Raw genomic sequence first — 20,223 nt, 5'->3', positions numbered from 1 at the left:
AATTTTTAAAATTATCACACCTGAATCACTCCCAAATTAAATTTCTTTTCAATCGGAGCGTGGTTAGCGGCTTCAATTCCCATTGAAATCCACGTTCGGGTTTCGAGTGGGTCGATGATGGCATCGGTCCATAAACGGGAAGCGGCGTAGTAGGGGGAAACTTGCTCATCGTAACGGGCTTTAATTTTATCGAATAATTCTTTTTCTTTGGCTTCGTCAACCACTTCACCTTTGGCTTTTAGGGATGAGGCTTCAATTTGAGCTAATACTTTTGCGGCTTGTGTTCCGCCCATTACGGCTAATTCGGCACTTGGCCAAGCAAAAATTAAACGTGGATCGTATGCTTTTCCGCACATCGCATAATTTCCTGCTCCGTAGGAATTTCCTATGACAACTGTGAATTTAGGCACAACTGAATTGGAAACCGCATTGACCATTTTGGCACCATCTTTAATGATTCCGCCGTGTTCTGATTTGCTTCCCACCATAAATCCGGTTACATCCTGAAGGAAAACCAACGGAATTTTTTTCTGATTACAATTCGCAATAAAACGAGTCGCTTTGTCTGCCGAATCGGAATAAATCACACCGCCAAACTGAATTTCGCCTTTTTTTGTTTTGGAAACCGTTCGCTGATTAGCTACGATTCCAACCGCCCAACCATCTATTCGAGCATAACAAGTGATGATGGATTGACCGTAACCGTCTTTATACATATCCATTTCTGAATTATCAACTAAACGCTTGATGACTTCCATCATATCGTATTGATCGGATCTGGATTTCGGAACAATTCCATAAATATCACTTTCTTTTAATGCAGGTTTTTCTGCTTTTACGCGATTGAAACCGGCTTTGTCATAATCGCCAATTTTGCTTACAATGCTTTTGATTCTATCCAACGCATCCTTATCATCTTTGGCTTTGTAATCGGTCACGCCTGAAATTTCGCAGTGCGTTGTGGCTCCGCCTAAGGTTTCATTATCAATATTTTCGCCAATGGCGGCTTTTACTAAATAACTTCCTGCCAAAAAGATACTTCCGGTTTTATCGACAATCATTGCTTCGTCGCTCATAATCGGTAAGTATGCACCACCGGCAACGCAACTTCCCATCACGGCAGCAATTTGGGTAATTCCCATACTACTCATAATGGCGTTGTTTCTAAAAATGCGTCCGAAATGTTCTTTATCGGGGAAAATTTCGTCTTGCAGTGGAAGATAAACTCCCGCACTATCTACCAAATAAATAATTGGTAAACGGTTTTCGATGGCAATTTCCTGAGCACGTAAATTCTTTTTCCCGGTGATGGGAAACCAAGCTCCGGCTTTCACAGTTGCATCATTTGCCACCACGATACATTGCTTTCCTTTGATGTAACCGATTTTTACGACCACACCTCCGGACGGACAACCACCGTGTTCGGCATACATTCCGTCACCGACAAATCCGCCGATTTCGATGCTTTTGGCTTTCTCATCCAACAAATAATCGATGCGTTCACGTGCAGTCATTTTGCCTTCGGCGTGTAGTTTGGCAATTCTTTTTTCGCCGCCACCTAATTTGATAATGGCGAAACGTCTTTTTAATTCGGCTAATATGAGTTTATTGTGATCTTCGTTTTTGTTGAAGTTAATGTCCATAAAGAATATAAATTTTGTTGTGTGCGAAATTACGAAAACGTTTGAGATTTAAAAAGCTGAATGATTTAATTTTTAGCCAATCTTTTTAAAACAGCCCATTGTTTTAAGGCATCACGAGCTTCTACGGCAGGATAACCGAGCATCGTTTTTCCGGCCGGAACATCGGCGGCAACACCAGAACCTGCTCCAACGATTGCACCTGAACCAATGGTTACGTGGTCTTTGATGGAAGCACTTCCGCCAATGATTACGCCATCTCCCAATGTGACAGAACCTGCTAAACCGCTGTTTCCTGCCATAATGCAAAAACGACCGAGAATACTATTATGACCGATTTGAACTAAATTATCAATTTTGCAACCATCGCCAAGAATTGTAGAACTGAATTTGGCACGATCAACGCAGGAATTGGCACCGATTTCGACCCAATTTCCTAGGATTACATTTCCGATTTGGGGTACTTTTACCAAACCTCTCTCGGGACAAGGTCGGAATCCAAATCCATCCGCACCAATGGTAGAATTTGGATGAAGAATGCAGTGCGAACCTACGTGACAACGTTCGCGAACGACAGCACCGTTCCAAATAATCGTTTCATTTCCGACGGTGGATTCGTCTAAGACGGAAACATTGGCATAAATGATTGTGTTTTTTCCGATGACAACGTCTTTACCGATATAGGTATGAGCACCAATTCGCGTTCCTTCGCCGATTTTTGCTGAACTGTGAATGGCAGCAGTTGGGTGAATAGCATATTCAAAATAGGGTGGAGGCGGAGCAAAGAATTCCAATACTTGTGACATCGCTAATTCGGCATTTTTTACTTTGATGAACGCTTTATTATCGCCGGGTTCAATTGAAATATCTTCATTCACTACTGCGATTGAAGCATTTGAATCTGCCCAAAATTTTTCATATTTTTTATTACCGATAAACGTAATGTGGTTTTCTTTTGCTCTTTCAATTTGCTCAGGAGCTTCAATTGAGTGTGAAGTGTTTCCTACTATTGTTCCGTTCAAAACGGCATTAATTTCTTGCAAAGTGCATGTTTTCATATTATAGTTGATATTTTTTCTAAAAATAATGCTTTAAAGTAATAAAAACCAAATTTAAGTGTGTTTGATTGTAAATTTCACAAAATAAATATGTTTAACTTGTTTTTTGCTATTATAAATTTTAAACCACATAGAGACATAGTTTTTTACACTGAAAGGCGTTTCACTCAGTTTTAGAAAAACATAGCTATGTGAAGCCAAGAGTTGGGTTCTATTTTTACTATGTTTCTATGTGGTTTAAAAAAAAAATAACCCATCTAAAAAGACAGGTTATTCTATTATTGTAAAATGTAAATTGCTTATTCTTCTTTTTGTCCCATCATCATTAAATAGGCTTTCAAAAAGGCATCAATATCGCCATTCATAACGCCTTCCACGTCGCTGGATTCGTGTCCGGAACGAACATCTTTAACTAATTTATACGGATGCATTACATAATTTCTGATTTGCGAACCCCATTCGATTTTCATTTTTCCGGCTTCAATGTCGGCCCGTTGAGCCATTTGTTTTTTGAGTTCAATTTCATACAATTGTGAACGTAACATTTGCATCGCTCGTTGACGGTTGTCTTGTTGCGAACGCGTTTCGGAACACTGAATCTGAATTCCGGTTGGTTTGTGAAACAACTGCACTTTTGTTTCCACTTTATTCACATTTTGACCACCGGCACCACTTGATCGAGAAGTGATAATTTCTAAATCGGCAGGATTGATTTCAATTTCAATCGTGTCATCGACTAATGGATAAACATAGACGGAAGCAAAGGAAGTGTGGCGTTTGGCATTACTATCAAACGGAGAAATTCGCACTAAACGGTGTACGCCATTTTCTCCTTTTAGGTAACCAAAAGCATATTCGCCTTCAATTTCTAATGTAACGGTTTTTATTCCGGCTACGTCGCCTTCTTGAAAGTTGAGTTCTTTGATTTTGTAGCCTTCTTTTTCGGCCCACATCAGGTACATACGCATCAGCATCGAAGCCCAATCGCAACTTTCTGTACCACCGGCTCCGGCAGTAATTTGCAACACGGCACTCAAATTGTCGCCTTCGTCTGAAAGCATATTTTTGAATTCCAGGTTTTCGACTAAGGTGTTGGTTTGTTCGTAAATAGCATCTACTTCTTCTTCGGTGGCATCGCCGTCTTTGAAGAATTCAAAAACCATTTGAAGTTCTTCGACTAAGCCAATACCTTTTTGGTAATCTTCTACCCATTTTTTCTTGGATCGAAGGTCACGGACTACTATTTCTGCTTCTTTGGGATTGTTCCAAAAGTTTGGATCGAACGTTTTTTCTTCTTCGTTGGTGATCTCGATTAATTTTTTATCGATGTCAAAGATACCTCCTCAACGCACCAAGACGCTCTACAATACCTTTTATTTGTTCGGTATTTGTCATAATTATTGTAGTTTTGTTTTTTGCAAATGTAGGAACAAGTTGTGATTTGTCCTAATGGTGAAAATTAATAATTGCGTAGGGACAGGTCACGACCTTTCCCTACTTGAATGAAATAAAAAATTTAAAATTAAATGGAAATAAATTTAGTAAGCGATACAGTTACCAAGCCAAGCCCTGAAATGTTAAGTGCTATGTTTAATGCAAAAGTGGGCGATGATGTATTTAAGCAAGATCCAACAGTGAATGAATTAGAGGCTTATACGGCAGCATTTTTTGGAATGGAAAAGGCTTTGTTTTTTCCGAGTGGAACGATGGCGAATCAAGCTGCGATAAAATTACACACGCAGCCGGGTGAGCAATTGATTGCCGATAAATATGCTCATATTTTTAATTATGAAGGAGGAGGAGTTTCGTTCAACAGCGGTGTTTCGTGCCGATTGTTGGAAGGAAATCGTGGGATGATTACAGCGGAGCAAGTTGAAGAAGCGATTAATCCGCCGGATTTTTATCATAGTCCGTTAACGACATTGGTTTCGTTGGAAAATACAACAAACAAAGGTGGTGGAGCGTGTTATGAAATGCAGGATTTGGTAGAAATTAAAAAAGTGTGTGATAAACATGGTTTAAAATATCATTTGGATGGTGCTCGTTTGTGGAATGCTTTGGTTGCCAAAAACCAAGATCCGTTAGAATATGGACAACTGTTTGACACTGTTTCGGTTTGCTTTTCTAAAGGAATGGGAGCACCAATTGGTTCGGTTTTGTTGATGAGTGAAAAGGATTATCAAAAAGTGATGCGAATTAGAAAGATTTTTGGAGGCGGTATGCGGCAAGCCGGCTATTTAGCTGCTGCAGCAATTTATGCTTTGGAGCACAATATAGAACGGTTAACAGAAGATCACCGAAGAGCAAAAGAATTAGGCAAAGCCCTTTTGAAAGTGAATTGGGTGCAATCTGTGGAAGAAGTGGAGACGAATATTGTTATTTTTTCGGTTAAGCCAACCATTGCAGATGCAGATGTAATTGAAAAACTGAAGCAAAGAAATATTGCCATTAGTTCGTTAGGAAAAGGGAAATTGCGAATGGTGACGCATTTGGATTATAAGGAAGTGATGCACACGTATGTGTTGGAGGCTTTGGAGAAAATGGTTTTTTAGTGGGAATTAATGAATCTTTTTCAAATTTATAAAACGTCAGAAATAAAATGAAAACAATATCTCTACTTAGCACGCTATTTTTTTCTTTCTTATGCATTGGACAAAATATTGATTCACTAGTTTCTAAAAGAAAGAATTTAGAATGGATTAATGAATTGAAACAAATTAATTCTAAAGAAGAAAAAATTAAGAAGATTATTGAAAAAATTAAATCTGACTCAATTGTTTCAAAACCAGATATTTCAGAAAGAATTGTAATTAAAGTTGATGAAGGAGAAGATGTGTCCGATGGTATTAAAAAGGGAGCAAAATGCAAAATTATTTTTGTATTAACTCAAAAAAATAGTACTAGGTTAATTGACTTAAATCAATATCCAAAAAACAGTATAATTCTTAACTATTTTAATAGTATCTCTATCGATTCGATTGAAATAATTGAAGGTGATAAGGCAGTTTCAGTGTTTGGTACTTCTGCAACTTGTGGTGTTGTAGTTTTAAAAAGTAATAATAGAAAATTAAAAAGAACAATTAAAAAGAGTTTAAAAGGATAAATAAAACCTAAAATTAATTTTGAAAAGCGATTTTTAAATGGTTTACTTTCTAGCCCCGATTGCAGTGGAAATCATCTTTGGCAAAGTTTTTAACTTTGCCAAAGATATTGGAACGGAAAGCGGGAAAATGGATTACTGAAAAAGCCCTAGCCATTCGCTTCTTGAAAAAAGTTATCTGTTATCCGTTGTCTGTTATTTGTTGAACATATCCATTCCGGGGATGTTTGGCATGCCGTCTTTGGCGACTGCGGCGAGTTCTGTTTCGTTTACGTTGGTTGCTTTTTCGATGGCTTTGTTCATAACCAAAATCAAATAATCTTCTAATTGCTCTTTGTCTTCGAGCAAAGTTGGGTGAACATCGATTGATTTTATCGTGCGATTTGCAGTTAAAGTTACCTTTAAAAGCCCGTCATTGCTTTGTTCGTCTATCAAAACGTGGTCTAAACGTTTTTTGGTTTCTTCGATTTTTTGTTGGGTTTCTTTAAGTTTTCCCATCATTCCCATTAGGTCTCCAAACATGTTGATAATTTTTATGGTTTTAGAACTGCAAATGTAGTAAATTGCATAGTTTTGAATAAATAATTTTTTTATGAATAAATGGTTATCGTTAAGTTTAGTTTGTGTTATTTTTGCAACTTCTTGTCAAAAAAAAGAAGCTAATATGTCAGAAAATATAGTGCCGCCAATGGCTGCAAAAAAAGATACCGTTCTTGAAAAACATGGAGATAAACGAGTAGATCCGTATTATTGGTTGAATGACCGAGAAAATCCGGAAGTGATTCAGTATCTGAAAGATGAGAATGAATATTATCAAAAAATGACGGCTCACACACAGGCTTTTCAGAAAGATTTGTTTGAGGAAATGAAGTCAAGAATTAAGGAAGATGATGAGTCGGTTCCGTATTTGTACAATGGATATTATTACATTGTGAAGTATGAAACGGGGAAAGAATATCCGATTTATTCGAGAAAAAAGGGAAGTTTGACTGCTAAAGAAGAGATTTTGTTTGATTGTAATGAAATGGCAAAAGGACAATCTTATTTTAATTTGGGTGGATTGAATGTGAGTGAGGACAACAAATTGGCTTCGTTTGCAACTGATTTAACCGGAAGAAGAATTTATACGATTCAGGTTAAGAATTTGGAAACCGGCGAAATTTTGGCTGATAAAATTGAAAATGTGAGTGGAAGTGCCGTTTGGGCAAATGATAATAAAACGTTGTTTTATTCAAGTAAAGACAAAGTTACGTTGCGTTCGGATAAAATTCACAAACACGTTTTGGGTGCTGATGTAAAAAAGGCTGAGTTGGTTTATTTTGAAAAAGACGAAACATTCAACATTTATATAGCGAAAACAAAATCTAAGAAATTCTTAGTTATTAACAGTAGCAGTACGTTGACGTCGGAATTTCAGTTTTTGGATGCTAATAAACCGGCAGAAAAATTTAAAGTTTTTCATCCTCGAACGAGAGGTTTGGAATACAATATTTCGCATTTTGACAATCATTTTTATATTGTAACGAATAAAGATAATTCCACCAATTTTAAGGTGATGAAAACTCCGGATACGGCGACAACATCTGATAATTGGGTAGATGTGATTCCACACAACGATGCTGTTTTAATTGAAGGAATTGAGATTTTCAGAAATTATTTGGTGGTGGAAGAGCGTTCGAATGGTTTGAATAAAATTCGCATTATGCCGTGGAGTGGTGGTGAATATTATTTGCCTTTTGAAATTGAAACGTATTCGGCTTATGTGGGAACAAACGTTGATTTTGATACAGAAATTCTGCGTTATGGTTATCAATCATTGGCTACACCGTCTTCTGTGATTGATTTTAACATGAGAACCAAAACCAAACAAGTGATGAAAGAACAAGCTGTTTTGGGTGGAAAGTTTGATAAAAACAATTATAAAGAAGAACGCGTTTGGGCTACAGCGATGGATGGTACAAAAATCCCGATTTCGTTAGTTTATCGCAAAGAAGTGAAAAAAGACGGAAATAATCCGTTATTGCAATATGCGTATGGTTCGTACGGACATTCGATGGAACCAAATTTTGATTCTACGATTTTAAGTTTATTAGATAGAGGTTTTATTTATGCGATTGCTCACATACGTGGAGGAGAAGATATGGGGCGTCAATGGTATGAAGATGGAAAATTATTGAAAAAGAAAAATACGTTTACCGATTTTATTGATTGTTCAAAGTTTTTGATTGATCAAAAATATACCAATCCTAAAAAATTATATGCTCAAGGCGGATCTGCCGGAGGATTATTGATGGGTGCGGTAGTGAATATGGCTCCGGAATTGTATAACGGAGTTTTAGCTGGTGTTCCTTTTGTAGATGTGGTAACGACGATGTTGGATGATACGATTCCGTTGACTACGGGTGAGTATGACGAGTGGGGAAATCCGAATGACAAAGAATATTATGATTATATGAAGTCGTATTCGCCATACGACAATTTAAAAGCACAAGATTATCCGAATATGTTGGTTACCACCGGATTACACGATTCTCAGGTGCAATATTGGGAACCGGCGAAGTGGGTGGCCAAATTACGTACAATAAAAACTGATAAAAATTTATTATTTTTAGATACAAACATGGATGCGGGTCATGGTGGGGCTTCAGGAAGATTTGAAGCTTTAAAAGAGCTCGCAAAAGAGTTTAGTTTTCTTTTAGATTTAGAAGGAATTGAAAAATAAAATTTTTTTTTATAAATTTGCAAGGTTTTAAGGTTTCCAAAAACAAGAAAAGTTTGCCTTGACTAACATATTTTTTATGAAAGAACAGATAAAAGCTTATAATAGTGTATTGGATTTAATTGGAAATACGCCATTAATTAAACTCAATAGAATTACAGAGAATTTAGAAGGTAATTTTTATGCAAAGGTTGAATCGTTCAACCCTGGTCATTCAACCAAAGATAGAATTGCACTTTACATTATTGAAGAAGCTGAAAGGCAAGGTATACTTTCTCCGGGAGATACTATTATTGAAACAACCTCCGGAAATACAGGATTTAGCTTAGCGATGGTTAGTATCATTAAAGGATACAACTGCATTTTGGCTGTGAGTTCAAAATCATCACGTGACAAAATTGATATGTTGCGAAGCATGGGAGCGAAGGTATATGTTTGTCCTGCTCACGTTTCTGCCGATGATGAACGCTCTTATTACAACGTAGCAAAACGTTTGCATGAAGAAACCAAAGGTTCAATTTATATTAATCAATATTTTAATCAGTTGAATATTGATGCTCACTATAAAAGTACCGGACCTGAAATTTGGGAACAAACCAGTGGTCAAATTACACACTTAATTGCCTGTAGTGGAACAGGCGGAACATTATCAGGAGCCGCAAAATTTTTAAAAGAAAAAAATCCAAATATTAGAATTCTAGGTGTTGATGCGTATGGTTCAGTATTGAAAAAATACCACGAAACAAAAGAGTTTGATAACGAAGAAATTTATCCTTACCGTATTGAAGGTTTGGGTAAAAATTTAATTCCAACCGCAACAGATTTTGATATTATTGATAAGTTTATCAAAGTTACCGACGAAGAAAGTGCACATACAACAAGAGAAATTGCCGTTAAAGAAGGCTTATTTGTAGGTTATACTTCCGGTGCTGTAGTGCAAGCCATCAGACAATTTGCCGAAGAAGGTGAATTTGATGTCAATTCCAACGTTATTGTAATCTTTCCTGATCACGGCTCACGTTATATGAGTAAAGTGTTTAGCGATGATTGGATGAGTGAACAAGGCTTCTTTGACAGTGTAAATATGGAAGAAGTTCAGAAGATAGAATTTATTAAGTAAGAAGAGAATAGAATAAAGAAATATAGAAAAACTCCAAGTTAATAGCTTGGAGTTTTTTATTTATATTCAATTTTCACAAATTATTTTTCTAAAAATTCAATCATTTTTTGATTCACCACTTCAGGTTGATCGATAGTTAAAAAGTGACCTGCATTCTCAATGGTTATCATTTCTCCTTTTGGTAGAAGTTCTTTTCCTTTTTCTAAACTTTTTTCAGAATTAACAATATCATGATCACCAATCATAATTAAAACGGGAATTGTAATTTTTTCAATTTCTTCTTTAGAAAATGGTTGCATTTGTATGAAACTCATATTCGTTTTGGCAAATTTGTTGGCTAAAAAAAATTGATTCTTATAAATTGGATCAATTTTTTCAGGATAAAAAGCAAAAGCATTTAACGTGTTTTCTAATTTTTTCTTGTTAGGAAAAAGTTTAAACATCAGTGCAGAAGAAGCTTTGTGCATTTTGTCTAAATTTTCTAACGTCTGTGCCGGACTCAACAAAACCATTTTGCTGATATTACTGTTTTCTTGAGTAGCTAATAAAGTTGCCAACCAACCTCCGCGAGAAGCACCTACTAATTTGATTTTTTTTAAATTATAATGTTTAAAAATTTCATTATACCAAGCAATGGTTTCTTCTTTTGAAATAGTTTCTCCGCACGAAACAGATTTGCCGGGTTCCATTAAAAAATCAATGGCATACACACGGTGATTTTTTGATAATGCTTTGATGTTTGGATACCACATGGTTGAACTGGCATCCATTCCATGCAACAAAACCAATGGTTCTGCATTTTTTGGTCCACTAATAATAACATGAGCAGTTCCGTAGCTTGTAATGATATTTTCTTCCTGAAAAGGAATTTTCCAAAGCTTTAGTGTTTCATTATATGCTTTAATATATTTTGATTTTTCTTGTTTTCGTTTAAAAACATAATCGTCAATTTTAGTATCTTTCGTAGTATTACAACCCTTTAAAAAGAGCGATAAAACAAGAAGAATTATAATTTTATTCATTTTAAAAATTCGTTTATGGTAATTTAATGATTTTAAATTCTATTTATTATAAAATTCTATTGCAATTAATATTCCGAAAATTGAAGATTGCTTAAATTTTTATAAATTCCACTTTCAATTTCTAAGAGTTCTTTGTGTGTTCCTTGCTCAGAAATGATTCCGTTATTCAACACTAAGATATTATCAGCACTTCTAATAGTAGCTAATCGGTGAGCGATGATTATGCTGGTTCTTCCTTTCATTAAAGTTTCTAAGGCTTCCTGAACGAGTTTTTCACTTTCACTATCTAATGAAGAAGTAGCTTCATCCAATATCAATATACTTGGGTTTTTTAATAAAGCTCTAGCAATTGCAATACGTTGCCGCTGTCCACCAGATAATTTAATGCCACGTTCTCCCACCAATGTTTCAAATTGTTCAGGAAAACCATTAATAAATTCTAAGGCATTCGCTTGTTTTGCCACCATTTGAATTTCTTCAAAAGAAGCATCCGGTTTACCATAAGCAATGTTTTCTTTGATGCTACCACCAAATAAGATAACATCTTGCGGCACAATACTCATATTACCGCGTAATTGTTCTAGATCGTAGTCGTAAATACTTTTATTATCGATGATAATTTCACCTGAATTCAAATCATAAAAACGAAGTAACAAAGCAGAAATTGTTGATTTTCCTGCACCACTTGGACCAACTAATGCAATTTTTTGACCAAATTTCACAGAAAAACTTACCCCTTTGAGTACTTCAATTTCTTTTCGTGACGGATAACTGAATCCTACATTTTTGAAGGTTACATTACCTTGAATTTTTTCTGTTAGTTTCGGTTGGTTGCCATTGATGTTTTCCGGTTGTTCATTCAACAGTTCAAAAACACGTTCAGTAGCTCCAACCGCCTTTTGAATTTGAGCATACAATTCGGCAATTCCTCCAAAAGAAGCTCCAACAAAAGTGGAATACAACACAAATGTAATTAATTGACCAACAGTCATTTCTCCATTTATACTTAAAGTAACTCCATACCAAACCACAGCTACAATAGCACCAAACAAACAGAAAATAATGAAAGAAGCAAAATAACCTCTATATTGTCCGCCTTTGATTGCTATGGAAACAATTTCGCTTATTTTTCCACGGTAGCGTGCAATTTCATACCATTCGTTGGCAAACGCTTTAACGTTGCTTATTCCTTGCAATGTTTCTTCTACAATAACTTGACTTTCGGCTACGGAATCCTGCACTTTTTTTGAATATTTTCGAATAAAACGTCCAAAAATAACTGCTGCTACAGCCACTAGCGGAACCACTGCCAACATCATTAAAGTTAATTTTATGCTTTCGCTGGCGAGCAAGATTACACCACCAATAATTAAGATGAATTGTCTTAAAAATTCTGCTATAGTAGTTGTAAGTGTATCCTGGATTTGATTGATGTCTGAACTAATTCGGCTATTTAATTCGCCCACTCGTTTTTGAGAAAAGAATGTCATGGGTAATTTTATCAAATTGGTATATAGAGCCAAACGAAGATTAGCTAATGTATTTTCGGTGAAATTCACAAATAAATACACTCTAAAAAACGAGAAAAAGGACTGTAGAAATAAAATAGCAATTAATCCCAAAGCTACATTATTTGCAGCATCTAAATCTTTGTCTTTGACACAATCAACTAGCATTCCCATTAATTTTGGAAAAGCCAATGCTGTTCCACCTGTTAACAAAAGAAAAATTAATCCGATTAAAAATTTCCATCGATGCGTATCGGCATATTTGAATATAAGTAAGGCTTTACTAAGCGAGGAGGCACTTATTTTTGCTTTAAGCAAATCATTTTCTTTAAATCTAGCCATTTTTTTGTAAAGTAAGTAATTTATAATTTGATAATAGTTGAACAATCTATAATTTTAAATTGTTCTTAAAAACTAAAAAAACTCTCTAAAAAGAGAGTTTTAAATTAATCTGTAAGTGAGAAAGGAACTATTCCTGCATCGTGTGATACACATTCATCACATCATCATCTTCTTCAATTTTTTCTAATAATTTTTCAACATCAGCCATTTGTTCTGCAGTGACTTCTTTGGTAATTTGCGGAATTCTTTCAAATCCGGACGATAAAATTTCGATGTTTCTGTTTTCCAATTCTTTTTGAATGGCACCAAAACTTTCAAAAGGAGCATACATTAGAATTCCGTCTTCATCAGCAAAAATTTCTTCTACACCAAAATCAATCATTTCTAATTCTAAATCTTCTACATTTTGACCTTCAGCAGGAATTCTGAAATTACACGTATGGTCAAACATAAATTCAACTGAACCTTGCGTTCCCATAGTTCCATTGCATTTGTTGAAGTAACTTCTAATGTTCGCCACAGTTCTATTATTATTGTCTGTGGCTGTTTCAATTAAAATAGCGATTCCGTGTGGAGCATACCCTTCAAACAAAACTTCTTTAAAATTGGCTGTGTCTTTGTCTGATGCTTTTTTAATTGCTCGTTCAACATTGTCTTTCGGCATATTGGCAGCCTTGGCATTCTGAATAACGGCTCGCAAACGAGAGTTTGTTTCCGCATTCGGCCCACCTTCTTTCACAGCCATTACAATATCTTTTCCTATTCTGGTGAACGTTTTGGCCATTGCTGACCAACGTTTCATTTTTCGTGCTTTTCTAAATTCGAATGCTCTTCCCATTTCTATTTATTTCAATATTCTGTTTGTTGTGCAAAAATAATACTTAAACCGTTATTTCAAAATGTTTTATTTCTTGTAAAACGGCATTTTTACAACCTTCGCTTTTACTTTATTATTTCTGATTTGAATGTAGATTTCAGAATCAGGAGTTGAAAATTCAGTTTTCACATAACCCATCCCGATTCCTTTTCCAACAGTAGGAGCCATCGTTCCGGAAGTTACGATTCCGATGTTATTTCCTTCAACATCCAAAATTTCGTAGTCGTGACGTGGAATTCCTCTTTCTAACAATTCAAAACCGACTAATTTTTTGGTTACGCCTTCTTCTTTTTGCTTTTTCAAGTTTTCAGAATTGGTAAATTCTTTTGTGAATTTGGTAATCCAACCCAAACCGGCTTCTAATGGCGAAGTCGTGTCGTTGATGTCGTTTCCATACAAACAAAAGCCCATTTCTAAACGTAATGTATCTCTGGCAGCCAATCCGATTGGTTTGATTCCGAAAGATGCTCCGGCTTCAAAAACTTTCTTCCAAATTTGTTCTACTTCTGAATTTTTGCAATAAATTTCAAATCCACCTGAACCGGTGTAGCCTGTTGCAGAAATGATTACATTTTCAATTCCGGCAAAATCAGCTACTTCAAAATGGTAATATTTAATTTCAGCTAAATTGATTGATGTCAATGATTGCATTGCTTCAACCGCTTTTGGACCTTGAATTGCCAATAAAGAATAATCTTCTGAAATGTTTTTCATTTCCACACCTAAATCATTGTGTGAAGAAATCCAGTCCCAATCTTTATCAATATTGGATGCATTGACAACCAATAAATATTGCTCTTCTTTTATTTTATAAACAATTAAATCATCAACTATACCACCTTGATTATTAGGCAAACACGAGTATTGAGCTCTACCAATAGTTAAAGTAGATGCATCATTAGAAGTTACTTTTTGAATCAAAGCCAACGCATTCGGACCTGATAATAAAAATTCACCCATATGAGATACGTCAAAAACACCAACACCGTTGCGAACTGTCTCGTGTTCCACAGTTACTCCTTCATATTGAACCGGCATATTATATCCGGCAAACGGTACTAATTTAGCTCCTAAACTTTCGTGAATGTGCGTTAACGCTGTATTTTTCATTTGTTTGTTGTGTAAAAATTGAAGTGGCTAATTTATTAAAAATAATGCGATTTTAGATTGAAAAAGTGAGCATAAATTATTTATTCATTAAAAAATCATTCAAATACTAGCTATTTTTGTTTTAATCGAATTTCTGTTAAAAAATATTTTTAATCACAATGCAAAAAGCTATATTTACTTTTTAATACGAATGAAAATTTCGATTTAATTAATTGAATGAAGCCAGCAGAAAATATACTACCCCAACAGCCTGAAAAAGAAATTATTGAACCCCAACTCAATTTACTTTTAACCACCGATGAAGATGACGATCGGCCGGTTTATATTTCCGGAAATTTTAACAATTGGATTACGCAAGACAAAAAATTTCTAATGGAAAAGGTCGGAAAAGGACTTTATCATTATAAATTCCCTTATGATTTTAAGTATCCCGACGAACTTTTATACAAATTTACGCGAGGAGATTGGAGCGAAGTTGAAATTGATAAATACGGAAATCGGACAGAAAATCGTTCGTGCAAACAACATAGCGGTGTTAAAAAGGAGCACGTAGCAAAATGGCGACACAATTGGTTGCCTTTTAAACCCAATTTTTTACCAAAAGTGCATTTAGTTTCCGAAGAATTTGAAATTCCACAGTTGAATAAAAAACGAAAAGTTTGGGCTTTATTGCCGTATGATTATGAGACTTCAAAAGATCATTATCCGGTAATGTATTTGCAAGATGCCCAGAATTTATTCAATGAAAATGCAAAATACGGTAACTGGGAAATTGATAAGAAGTTAGCCGTTATGGCTGAATACAACATTGGAAAAATCATTGTTATTGCAGTTGAGCACGCTGATAGTGAACGAATTTTGGAGTATAATGTCGGTAATACGGTTCTTGGTACCGGACAAGGAAAAAAGTACATTCGTTTTTTAACCGACACATTGAAACCCTTTATTGATGAAAATTTCAGAACCAAACCTGAACGTGAATTCACAGGAATTGGCGGAAGTTCAATGGGTGGATTAGTCAGTATTTTTAGTGGAATTATGTATCCCGAAGTCTTTGGTAAACTGATGATTTTTTCGCCATCGCTTTGGGTTGTTCCAAAAATCAAATTGTCTTTTTTAGATATGGATGAACCACAAGATACCCGAATTTACTTGTATGCCGGCGGTGATGAAAGTGCTACGATGATTGATCACGTGAAGAATTTCAAAAAGCGATTACTTAAAAAGGATGCGTTAAATGATAAAATGAAAGTGCGATTGAGCATCAACGAACAGGGAAAACACAACGAAGTGTATTGGAGTGATGAATTTCCGAAAGCAATTGAATGGTTGTTTTTTAGTACGAAAGAAGAATGACAATGACAATATCAATTGCAATTACAATGTCAAAAATCAAAAAATAAAAATTTACGATGAAAATCCATTATACAAACAATCAAACCCATAAAAAACTCAATTTAATTCCGCTTTTGGAAGCAGAAGAGGCGATTATTTTTGATGAAATCCATTTATCCAAAACAATTTTTTCAGGAAAAAAAGACAGTCTTTATTTTTATGAAAAGGATGAAAATATCTTTTTATTTATCGGTTTAGGAAAGGATCCGGATTATAAATCAATTAAAGCAACTTTTCGAAAAATTTCAGCAAAGCAAAAAACATATTTTAAAGAAGAAGCTAAATTGTTTCTTTCCGGCGATTTATCCACAGATAATATCGAAGCGATTATTTCCGGTTTATGGCTGGGAACGTATCAATTAGGTCATTACAAAAAAGATAAAAAGCATCATCCGTTGGAATCTGAGGATTTTATTTTTGAAGTAAATTCGTATTCCGATGTCAAAAATGCAATAGATAAAGGCTTGAAAATTGCAAATGCTCAATTGGAAACCTATCATTTGGTTGATTTACCTCCTAATAAAATTACTCCGAAACATTTAGCCGATTGGGCAATTGAAACAGGTAAAAATTTCGGATTTTCAGTCGAAGTTTTCGGTCATCAAAAATCAAAAGATTTAGGATTAGATGCTTTTGTTTCCGTAGGAAAAGGAAGTGCCAATGAATCACAGTTTATCGTGATGGATTATCAACCCGAAAATGCTAAAAAACACATTGGTTTGGTTGGAAAAGGCATCACTTTTGACACGGGCGGACTCAACATCAAAACGGCCGGAATGGTTCATATGAAGTGTGATATGGCGGGTGGTGCAGCAGTTTTAGGAGCAATGCAATTGATTGCTGATTTACAACTTCCTTATCGAGTAACGGCGATTGTTCCGGCTTGTGAAAATTCGGTGGACGCCAATTCGTTTTTACCAAGCGATGTGATTGGAAGTTATAGCGGTCATTCCATCGAAATTATTGATACCGATGCCGAAGGAAGGCTGATTTTAGCCGATGGTTTGTCCTATTTAATTAAAAATTATAATCCGGAAACGGTTATTGATTTAGCAACCTTAACCGGAAGCAGCGTTGCCACTTTTGGTAATGAATGTGGAGCATTATTTACAAATAATGAATTGTTAGTCAAACAATTACAGCTTGCCGGAGATGGAATAGGGGAGCGTTTGTGGCCATTACCATTATGGGATGCTTACAAATCGGACATAGAAAGTGAAATTGCTGATGTGAAAAATTACTCCGGAAAACCGGTTGGGGGAGCAATTTCTGCTGCCAAATTTTTAGAATTTTTTACCGAAAATCATACATCTTGGGCACATCTTGACATTGCCGGTGTCACTTTCGTGGATGATGAATTTGCCAAAACCAAACACGCAACGGCTTTTGGCGTGCATTTAATTACTAATTTTATTGAAAACCAATAGTATATGGAAAATAATACCAAAACCTTCATCTGTATTTCCAATTATTTTAAAGGAAATGATTTTTTAATTAATTTGAAGAAATTAGGAAACAAAGTTTTTCTGATCACTTCCGAAAAACTGCGTGACAAACCGTGGGCTTTTGATTCGATTGATGAAATTTTTTATATGCCGGGGCAAGATATTGATTGGGATTTGGATATGCTTTTGCAAGGTGTTGCCGGACTAATGCGAACGGAAAAAGTAGATGCTATTGTGGCTTTGGATGATTTTGATGTAGAAAAAGCAACCTATTTACGTGAAAATTTGCGTGTTGACGGAATGGGACAAACCACCGGAAGGTATTTCCGTGACAAGTTAGCAATGCGAGTGAAAGCTCAAGCCGAAGGTGTTCCGGTACCGCCATTTAGTGCTTTGTTTAATGATGAATATATCAATCATTTTGCTGAAACGGTTTCGCCGCCTTGGGTTTTAAAACCGCGTTCGGAAGCTTCTGCATCCGGAATTATGAAAGTACATTCGAAGGATGAATTATGGGAAAAAATACATGAATTAGGAAATAATCGCATTAAATATTTAGTAGAACAATTCAAACCCGGAGCGGTTTATCATTGTGACGGATTGAATTTTAACAGCAAAGTTTTATTCAGTTTAACATCGCAATATTTGGCTACGCCGATGGAGATTTCGCAAGGTGGCGGTATTTTTAGAAGTGCCAATATTCCATATAATTCTGCCGATGACAAAGCCATTAAAAAAGTGAACGAGCAAGTGATGAAAGCGTTTGGGATGAAGCACGGAGCAACTCACACCGAGTTTATCAAATGCAATGAAGATGGAAAAATTTACTTTTTAGAAACTTCTTCGAGAGTAGGTGGAGCTCATTTGGCTGAGATGGTGGAAGCTGCTTCCGACATTAATTTGTGGGGAGAATGGGCAAAAATTGAAGATGCGTTGGTGAGAGGAAAAGAATATAAAGTTCCTTCGCAAAAGAAACAATTTGCCGGAATTGTGTTGACGTTATCAAAATTTGAACAGCCTGATTTGAGTGGATTTAATGATAGTGAAGTATGTTTCCGTGTACCGTTGGAATACCATGCCGGATTGATTGTGAAATCAGAAAAGCACGAACGTGTTCGTGAATTATTAGATGATTATGCAGAGCGATTGGTGAGAGACTTCGCCACAGTTGCAGAGCAACAGGCGGTGAAGAAGTTGCATTAATTTTTAGCCACGAATTACACTAATTTCACGAATTATTTGGATTGCTTTTTTAAAATTCGTGTAATTCGTGTAATTCGTGGCAACAGATAAAACTTATACAAAGATAGATTTTGACTTTGAAATTTATATTCATTACACCTGACAGGTTTCAAAAACCTGTCAGGTGTAACTAACTAATATAAAAACAATACTTTAGTAATGAAGCCGATTTACTTTATTTTTTTATTCTTGTTATTTGGTTGTAAAGACGAAAATGTTTTCAATGAAGCAGATTATGATAAAAAGCAGGGTTTAGTTACAGAAACTAAAATAGTATATAAAGCTTTCAGGATTAAAGAATACCATATTCACTATAAAGTATTTATGGATTCAACATTAACATTATCAAAAAAATATTTAGAAGGAGATTTTATAACAAATGAGAATCAACCGATTGTAGTTTATATCAATAAAAAAGATTCTACCGATTATTTCATTGCTCATAAAGGAATAATTGATAATGATTTGTTGTTTAATTATTTAAAAAAGGAAAAAGTTCCTTATTACATAAAAAACACCAAAAGAATAAATCTCAAACATTGAAAACCTACCACTCCAAAAACTTCCACAAACATACTTTTTGCCATTGGAAAGAAGTTTCTCAAACGGATTTTGAGTTGCAGAAATCGCATTTCAAAAGTAAGTCAGGAAGTGAATATTTTTTTACCGAGGAAGGTGTTTACCGCATCTCCAACCATTGGGGAAGAGTGGCTAATTGTCGTTGGCGATTGTTACCATTAACCAACTATAAAAACCAACACACCAAAATAGGTTTTTCTCGCTGGACTGATTTTTACCCTAATGACGAAACCGCCAACTTGTTCTTTATTCAAGTTGATTTTGAACTGAAAACCATTGATTTTTTTCATAAAGATATGCCGTTTTATGATGGAAAAGCTGCGTTACGAAATGCCTCCGAAACCGCCAAAACGATTAAAACTATCAAACAAATTTTAAATGAAGAAGATTGGGCAATGTATTTGGAGTATGATGATTTGGAGGGTTTGAGGAGAGAAATGGTGGAAAGAATTATAAATTCAAATTTAAGTTTGAATGAAGTTAAAAGATTGGCTATAAAACAAAGAAATGTATAGAATAAAACCACACGAATATTTTTCAAATATTTTCGGATTTTTAAGAAACGAAAATGATAATGGATTAAATTTAAAAAATTTATTCTATTACATTTTTGCCATATTAGTTATTGTTATAATAGGCCAAATCGTAGTTGCCAATAGTAATCCATTTAAACTCGAGAATAATAAAAATAAAAAATTTATTAAGGATGAAATTAAAACGCAATTGATTACTGACACTTTTAATCTTCCAATTAAACAAACGTACTTTAATAGTAATTTTGTTATTAAACTAAAAAATAATTCTACTTACCGTATTAATCTAGAAAACAATACTAATATTGATAAAATAGCTCTAAATGTGTTAATAGAGAAAAAAGCAAATGATAAAAAATTTATAATAATCAATAATAATAGTAGATATCAATTTGAAATAGAGGAACTAAATAATTGTAGTGACAGAAAGTTTGTGCTTTTTGCATCTTTATTTTTTTCAATTATTGCAATACCATTTTAGATTAGAAAAATTGAATTAGAAAAAATGTATGAAAAGAACAGTCGATGAAATA

18 protein-coding genes are annotated in these 20,223 nt (G+C 34.9%); 10 read left to right on the top strand and 8 right to left on the bottom strand.

The window, feature by feature from the left end:
- Window positions 1-14: 14 nt before the first annotated feature.
- From M0M57_RS15105 to prfB, 3 genes are all read right to left on the bottom strand, one after another.
- Window positions 15-1,643, bottom strand: coding sequence for an acyl-CoA carboxylase subunit beta (locus M0M57_RS15105; protein WP_248433924.1), 1,629 nt, complete (start codon window positions 1,641-1,643; stop codon window positions 15-17).
- A gap of 65 nt (window positions 1,644-1,708) precedes the next feature.
- Entirely contained in the window at window positions 1,709-2,698 is a 990-nt protein-coding gene (gene lpxD / locus M0M57_RS15100; RefSeq protein ID WP_248433923.1) for a UDP-3-O-(3-hydroxymyristoyl)glucosamine N-acyltransferase, read from the bottom strand.
- Window positions 2,699-2,997: 299 nt separating this feature from the next.
- A protein-coding gene (prfB, locus tag M0M57_RS15095) for a peptide chain release factor 2 (protein WP_248433921.1) occupies window positions 2,998-4,093 on the bottom strand; the annotation gives its coding sequence in 2 pieces (ribosomal slippage) (window positions 2,998-4,029 and window positions 4,031-4,093; 1,095 coding nt in all).
- 131 nt (window positions 4,094-4,224) lie between these two features.
- On the opposite strand from prfB, the gene M0M57_RS15090 reads away from it, so the two are divergent.
- Window positions 4,225-5,250 carry a threonine aldolase family protein gene (locus M0M57_RS15090; RefSeq protein ID WP_248433919.1) on the top strand — a complete coding sequence of 342 codons (1,026 nt, stop codon included), beginning with the start codon at window positions 4,225-4,227 and terminating at the stop codon, window positions 5,248-5,250.
- 47 nt (window positions 5,251-5,297) lie between these two features.
- Window positions 5,298-5,801, top strand: coding sequence for a hypothetical protein (locus M0M57_RS15085; RefSeq protein ID WP_248433918.1), 504 nt, complete (start codon window positions 5,298-5,300; stop codon window positions 5,799-5,801).
- Window positions 5,802-5,993: 192 nt separating this feature from the next.
- On the opposite strand, the gene M0M57_RS15080 is transcribed toward M0M57_RS15085, so the two are convergent.
- Window positions 5,994-6,320, bottom strand: a complete 327-nt coding sequence (locus tag M0M57_RS15080) for a YbaB/EbfC family nucleoid-associated protein (RefSeq protein WP_248433917.1) — start codon at window positions 6,318-6,320, stop codon at window positions 5,994-5,996.
- A 70-nt stretch (window positions 6,321-6,390) separates the two neighbouring features.
- On the opposite strand from M0M57_RS15080, the gene M0M57_RS15075 reads away from it, so the two are divergent.
- Both M0M57_RS15075 and M0M57_RS15070 read left to right on the top strand, forming a co-directional pair.
- On the top strand, window positions 6,391-8,520 hold the full coding sequence (locus tag M0M57_RS15075; RefSeq protein WP_407647443.1) for a S9 family peptidase: 2,130 nt from the start codon (window positions 6,391-6,393) through the stop codon (window positions 8,518-8,520).
- Window positions 8,521-8,596: 76 nt separating this feature from the next.
- Window positions 8,597-9,637 (top strand): PLP-dependent cysteine synthase family protein, encoded by a 1,041-nt coding sequence (locus tag M0M57_RS15070; RefSeq protein WP_248433916.1) that lies wholly within the window; start codon window positions 8,597-8,599, stop codon window positions 9,635-9,637.
- Between the two features lie 80 nt (window positions 9,638-9,717).
- On the opposite strand, the gene M0M57_RS15065 is transcribed toward M0M57_RS15070, so the two are convergent.
- The 4 genes from M0M57_RS15065 to gcvT form a co-directional block, all read right to left on the bottom strand.
- Window positions 9,718-10,659 (bottom strand): alpha/beta fold hydrolase, encoded by a 942-nt coding sequence (locus tag M0M57_RS15065; protein WP_248433915.1) that lies wholly within the window; start codon window positions 10,657-10,659, stop codon window positions 9,718-9,720.
- Window positions 10,660-10,724: 65 nt separating this feature from the next.
- The gene (locus tag M0M57_RS15060; RefSeq protein WP_248433914.1) at window positions 10,725-12,509 is read right to left on the bottom strand and encodes an ABC transporter ATP-binding protein; all 1,785 of its coding nucleotides are present in this window, start codon (window positions 12,507-12,509) and stop codon (window positions 10,725-10,727) included.
- A 127-nt stretch (window positions 12,510-12,636) separates the two neighbouring features.
- Window positions 12,637-13,347 carry a YebC/PmpR family DNA-binding transcriptional regulator gene (locus tag M0M57_RS15055; RefSeq protein WP_248433913.1) on the bottom strand — a complete coding sequence of 237 codons (711 nt, stop codon included), beginning with the start codon at window positions 13,345-13,347 and terminating at the stop codon, window positions 12,637-12,639.
- A 66-nt stretch (window positions 13,348-13,413) separates the two neighbouring features.
- The gene (gcvT, locus tag M0M57_RS15050) at window positions 13,414-14,496 is read right to left on the bottom strand and encodes a glycine cleavage system aminomethyltransferase GcvT (protein WP_248433912.1); all 1,083 of its coding nucleotides are present in this window, start codon (window positions 14,494-14,496) and stop codon (window positions 13,414-13,416) included.
- 216 nt (window positions 14,497-14,712) lie between these two features.
- On the opposite strand from gcvT, the gene M0M57_RS15045 reads away from it, so the two are divergent.
- From M0M57_RS15045 to M0M57_RS15020, 6 genes are all read left to right on the top strand, one after another.
- Window positions 14,713-15,852, top strand: a complete 1,140-nt coding sequence (locus tag M0M57_RS15045; RefSeq protein ID WP_248433911.1) for an alpha/beta hydrolase — start codon at window positions 14,713-14,715, stop codon at window positions 15,850-15,852.
- 56 nt (window positions 15,853-15,908) lie between these two features.
- A complete protein-coding gene (locus tag M0M57_RS15040; RefSeq protein WP_248433909.1) occupies window positions 15,909-17,318 on the top strand; it encodes a leucyl aminopeptidase family protein in 1,410 nt (469 codons plus the stop codon).
- Window positions 17,319-17,321: 3 nt separating this feature from the next.
- Window positions 17,322-18,539, top strand: a complete 1,218-nt coding sequence (locus M0M57_RS15035; protein WP_248433908.1) for an ATP-grasp domain-containing protein — start codon at window positions 17,322-17,324, stop codon at window positions 18,537-18,539.
- Between the two features lie 198 nt (window positions 18,540-18,737).
- Entirely contained in the window at window positions 18,738-19,121 is a 384-nt protein-coding gene (locus M0M57_RS15030; RefSeq protein ID WP_248433906.1) for a hypothetical protein, read from the top strand.
- Complete coding sequence (locus tag M0M57_RS15025; protein ID WP_248433904.1) at window positions 19,118-19,672, top strand: hypothetical protein; 555 nt, start codon at window positions 19,118-19,120, stop codon at window positions 19,670-19,672. The genes M0M57_RS15030 and M0M57_RS15025 overlap by 4 nt, the downstream gene beginning before the upstream one ends.
- Entirely contained in the window at window positions 19,665-20,171 is a 507-nt protein-coding gene (locus M0M57_RS15020) for a hypothetical protein (protein WP_248433902.1), read from the top strand. The genes M0M57_RS15025 and M0M57_RS15020 overlap by 8 nt, the downstream gene beginning before the upstream one ends.
- Window positions 20,172-20,223 lie beyond the last annotated feature (52 nt).

This window comes from Flavobacterium azooxidireducens, from assembly GCF_023195775.1.
Taxonomy (GTDB): Bacteria; Bacteroidota; Bacteroidia; order Flavobacteriales; family Flavobacteriaceae; genus Flavobacterium; species Flavobacterium azooxidireducens.
Note: the sequence above shows the minus strand (reverse complement) of the source record. Positions and strands in the feature narration are given on the sequence as shown.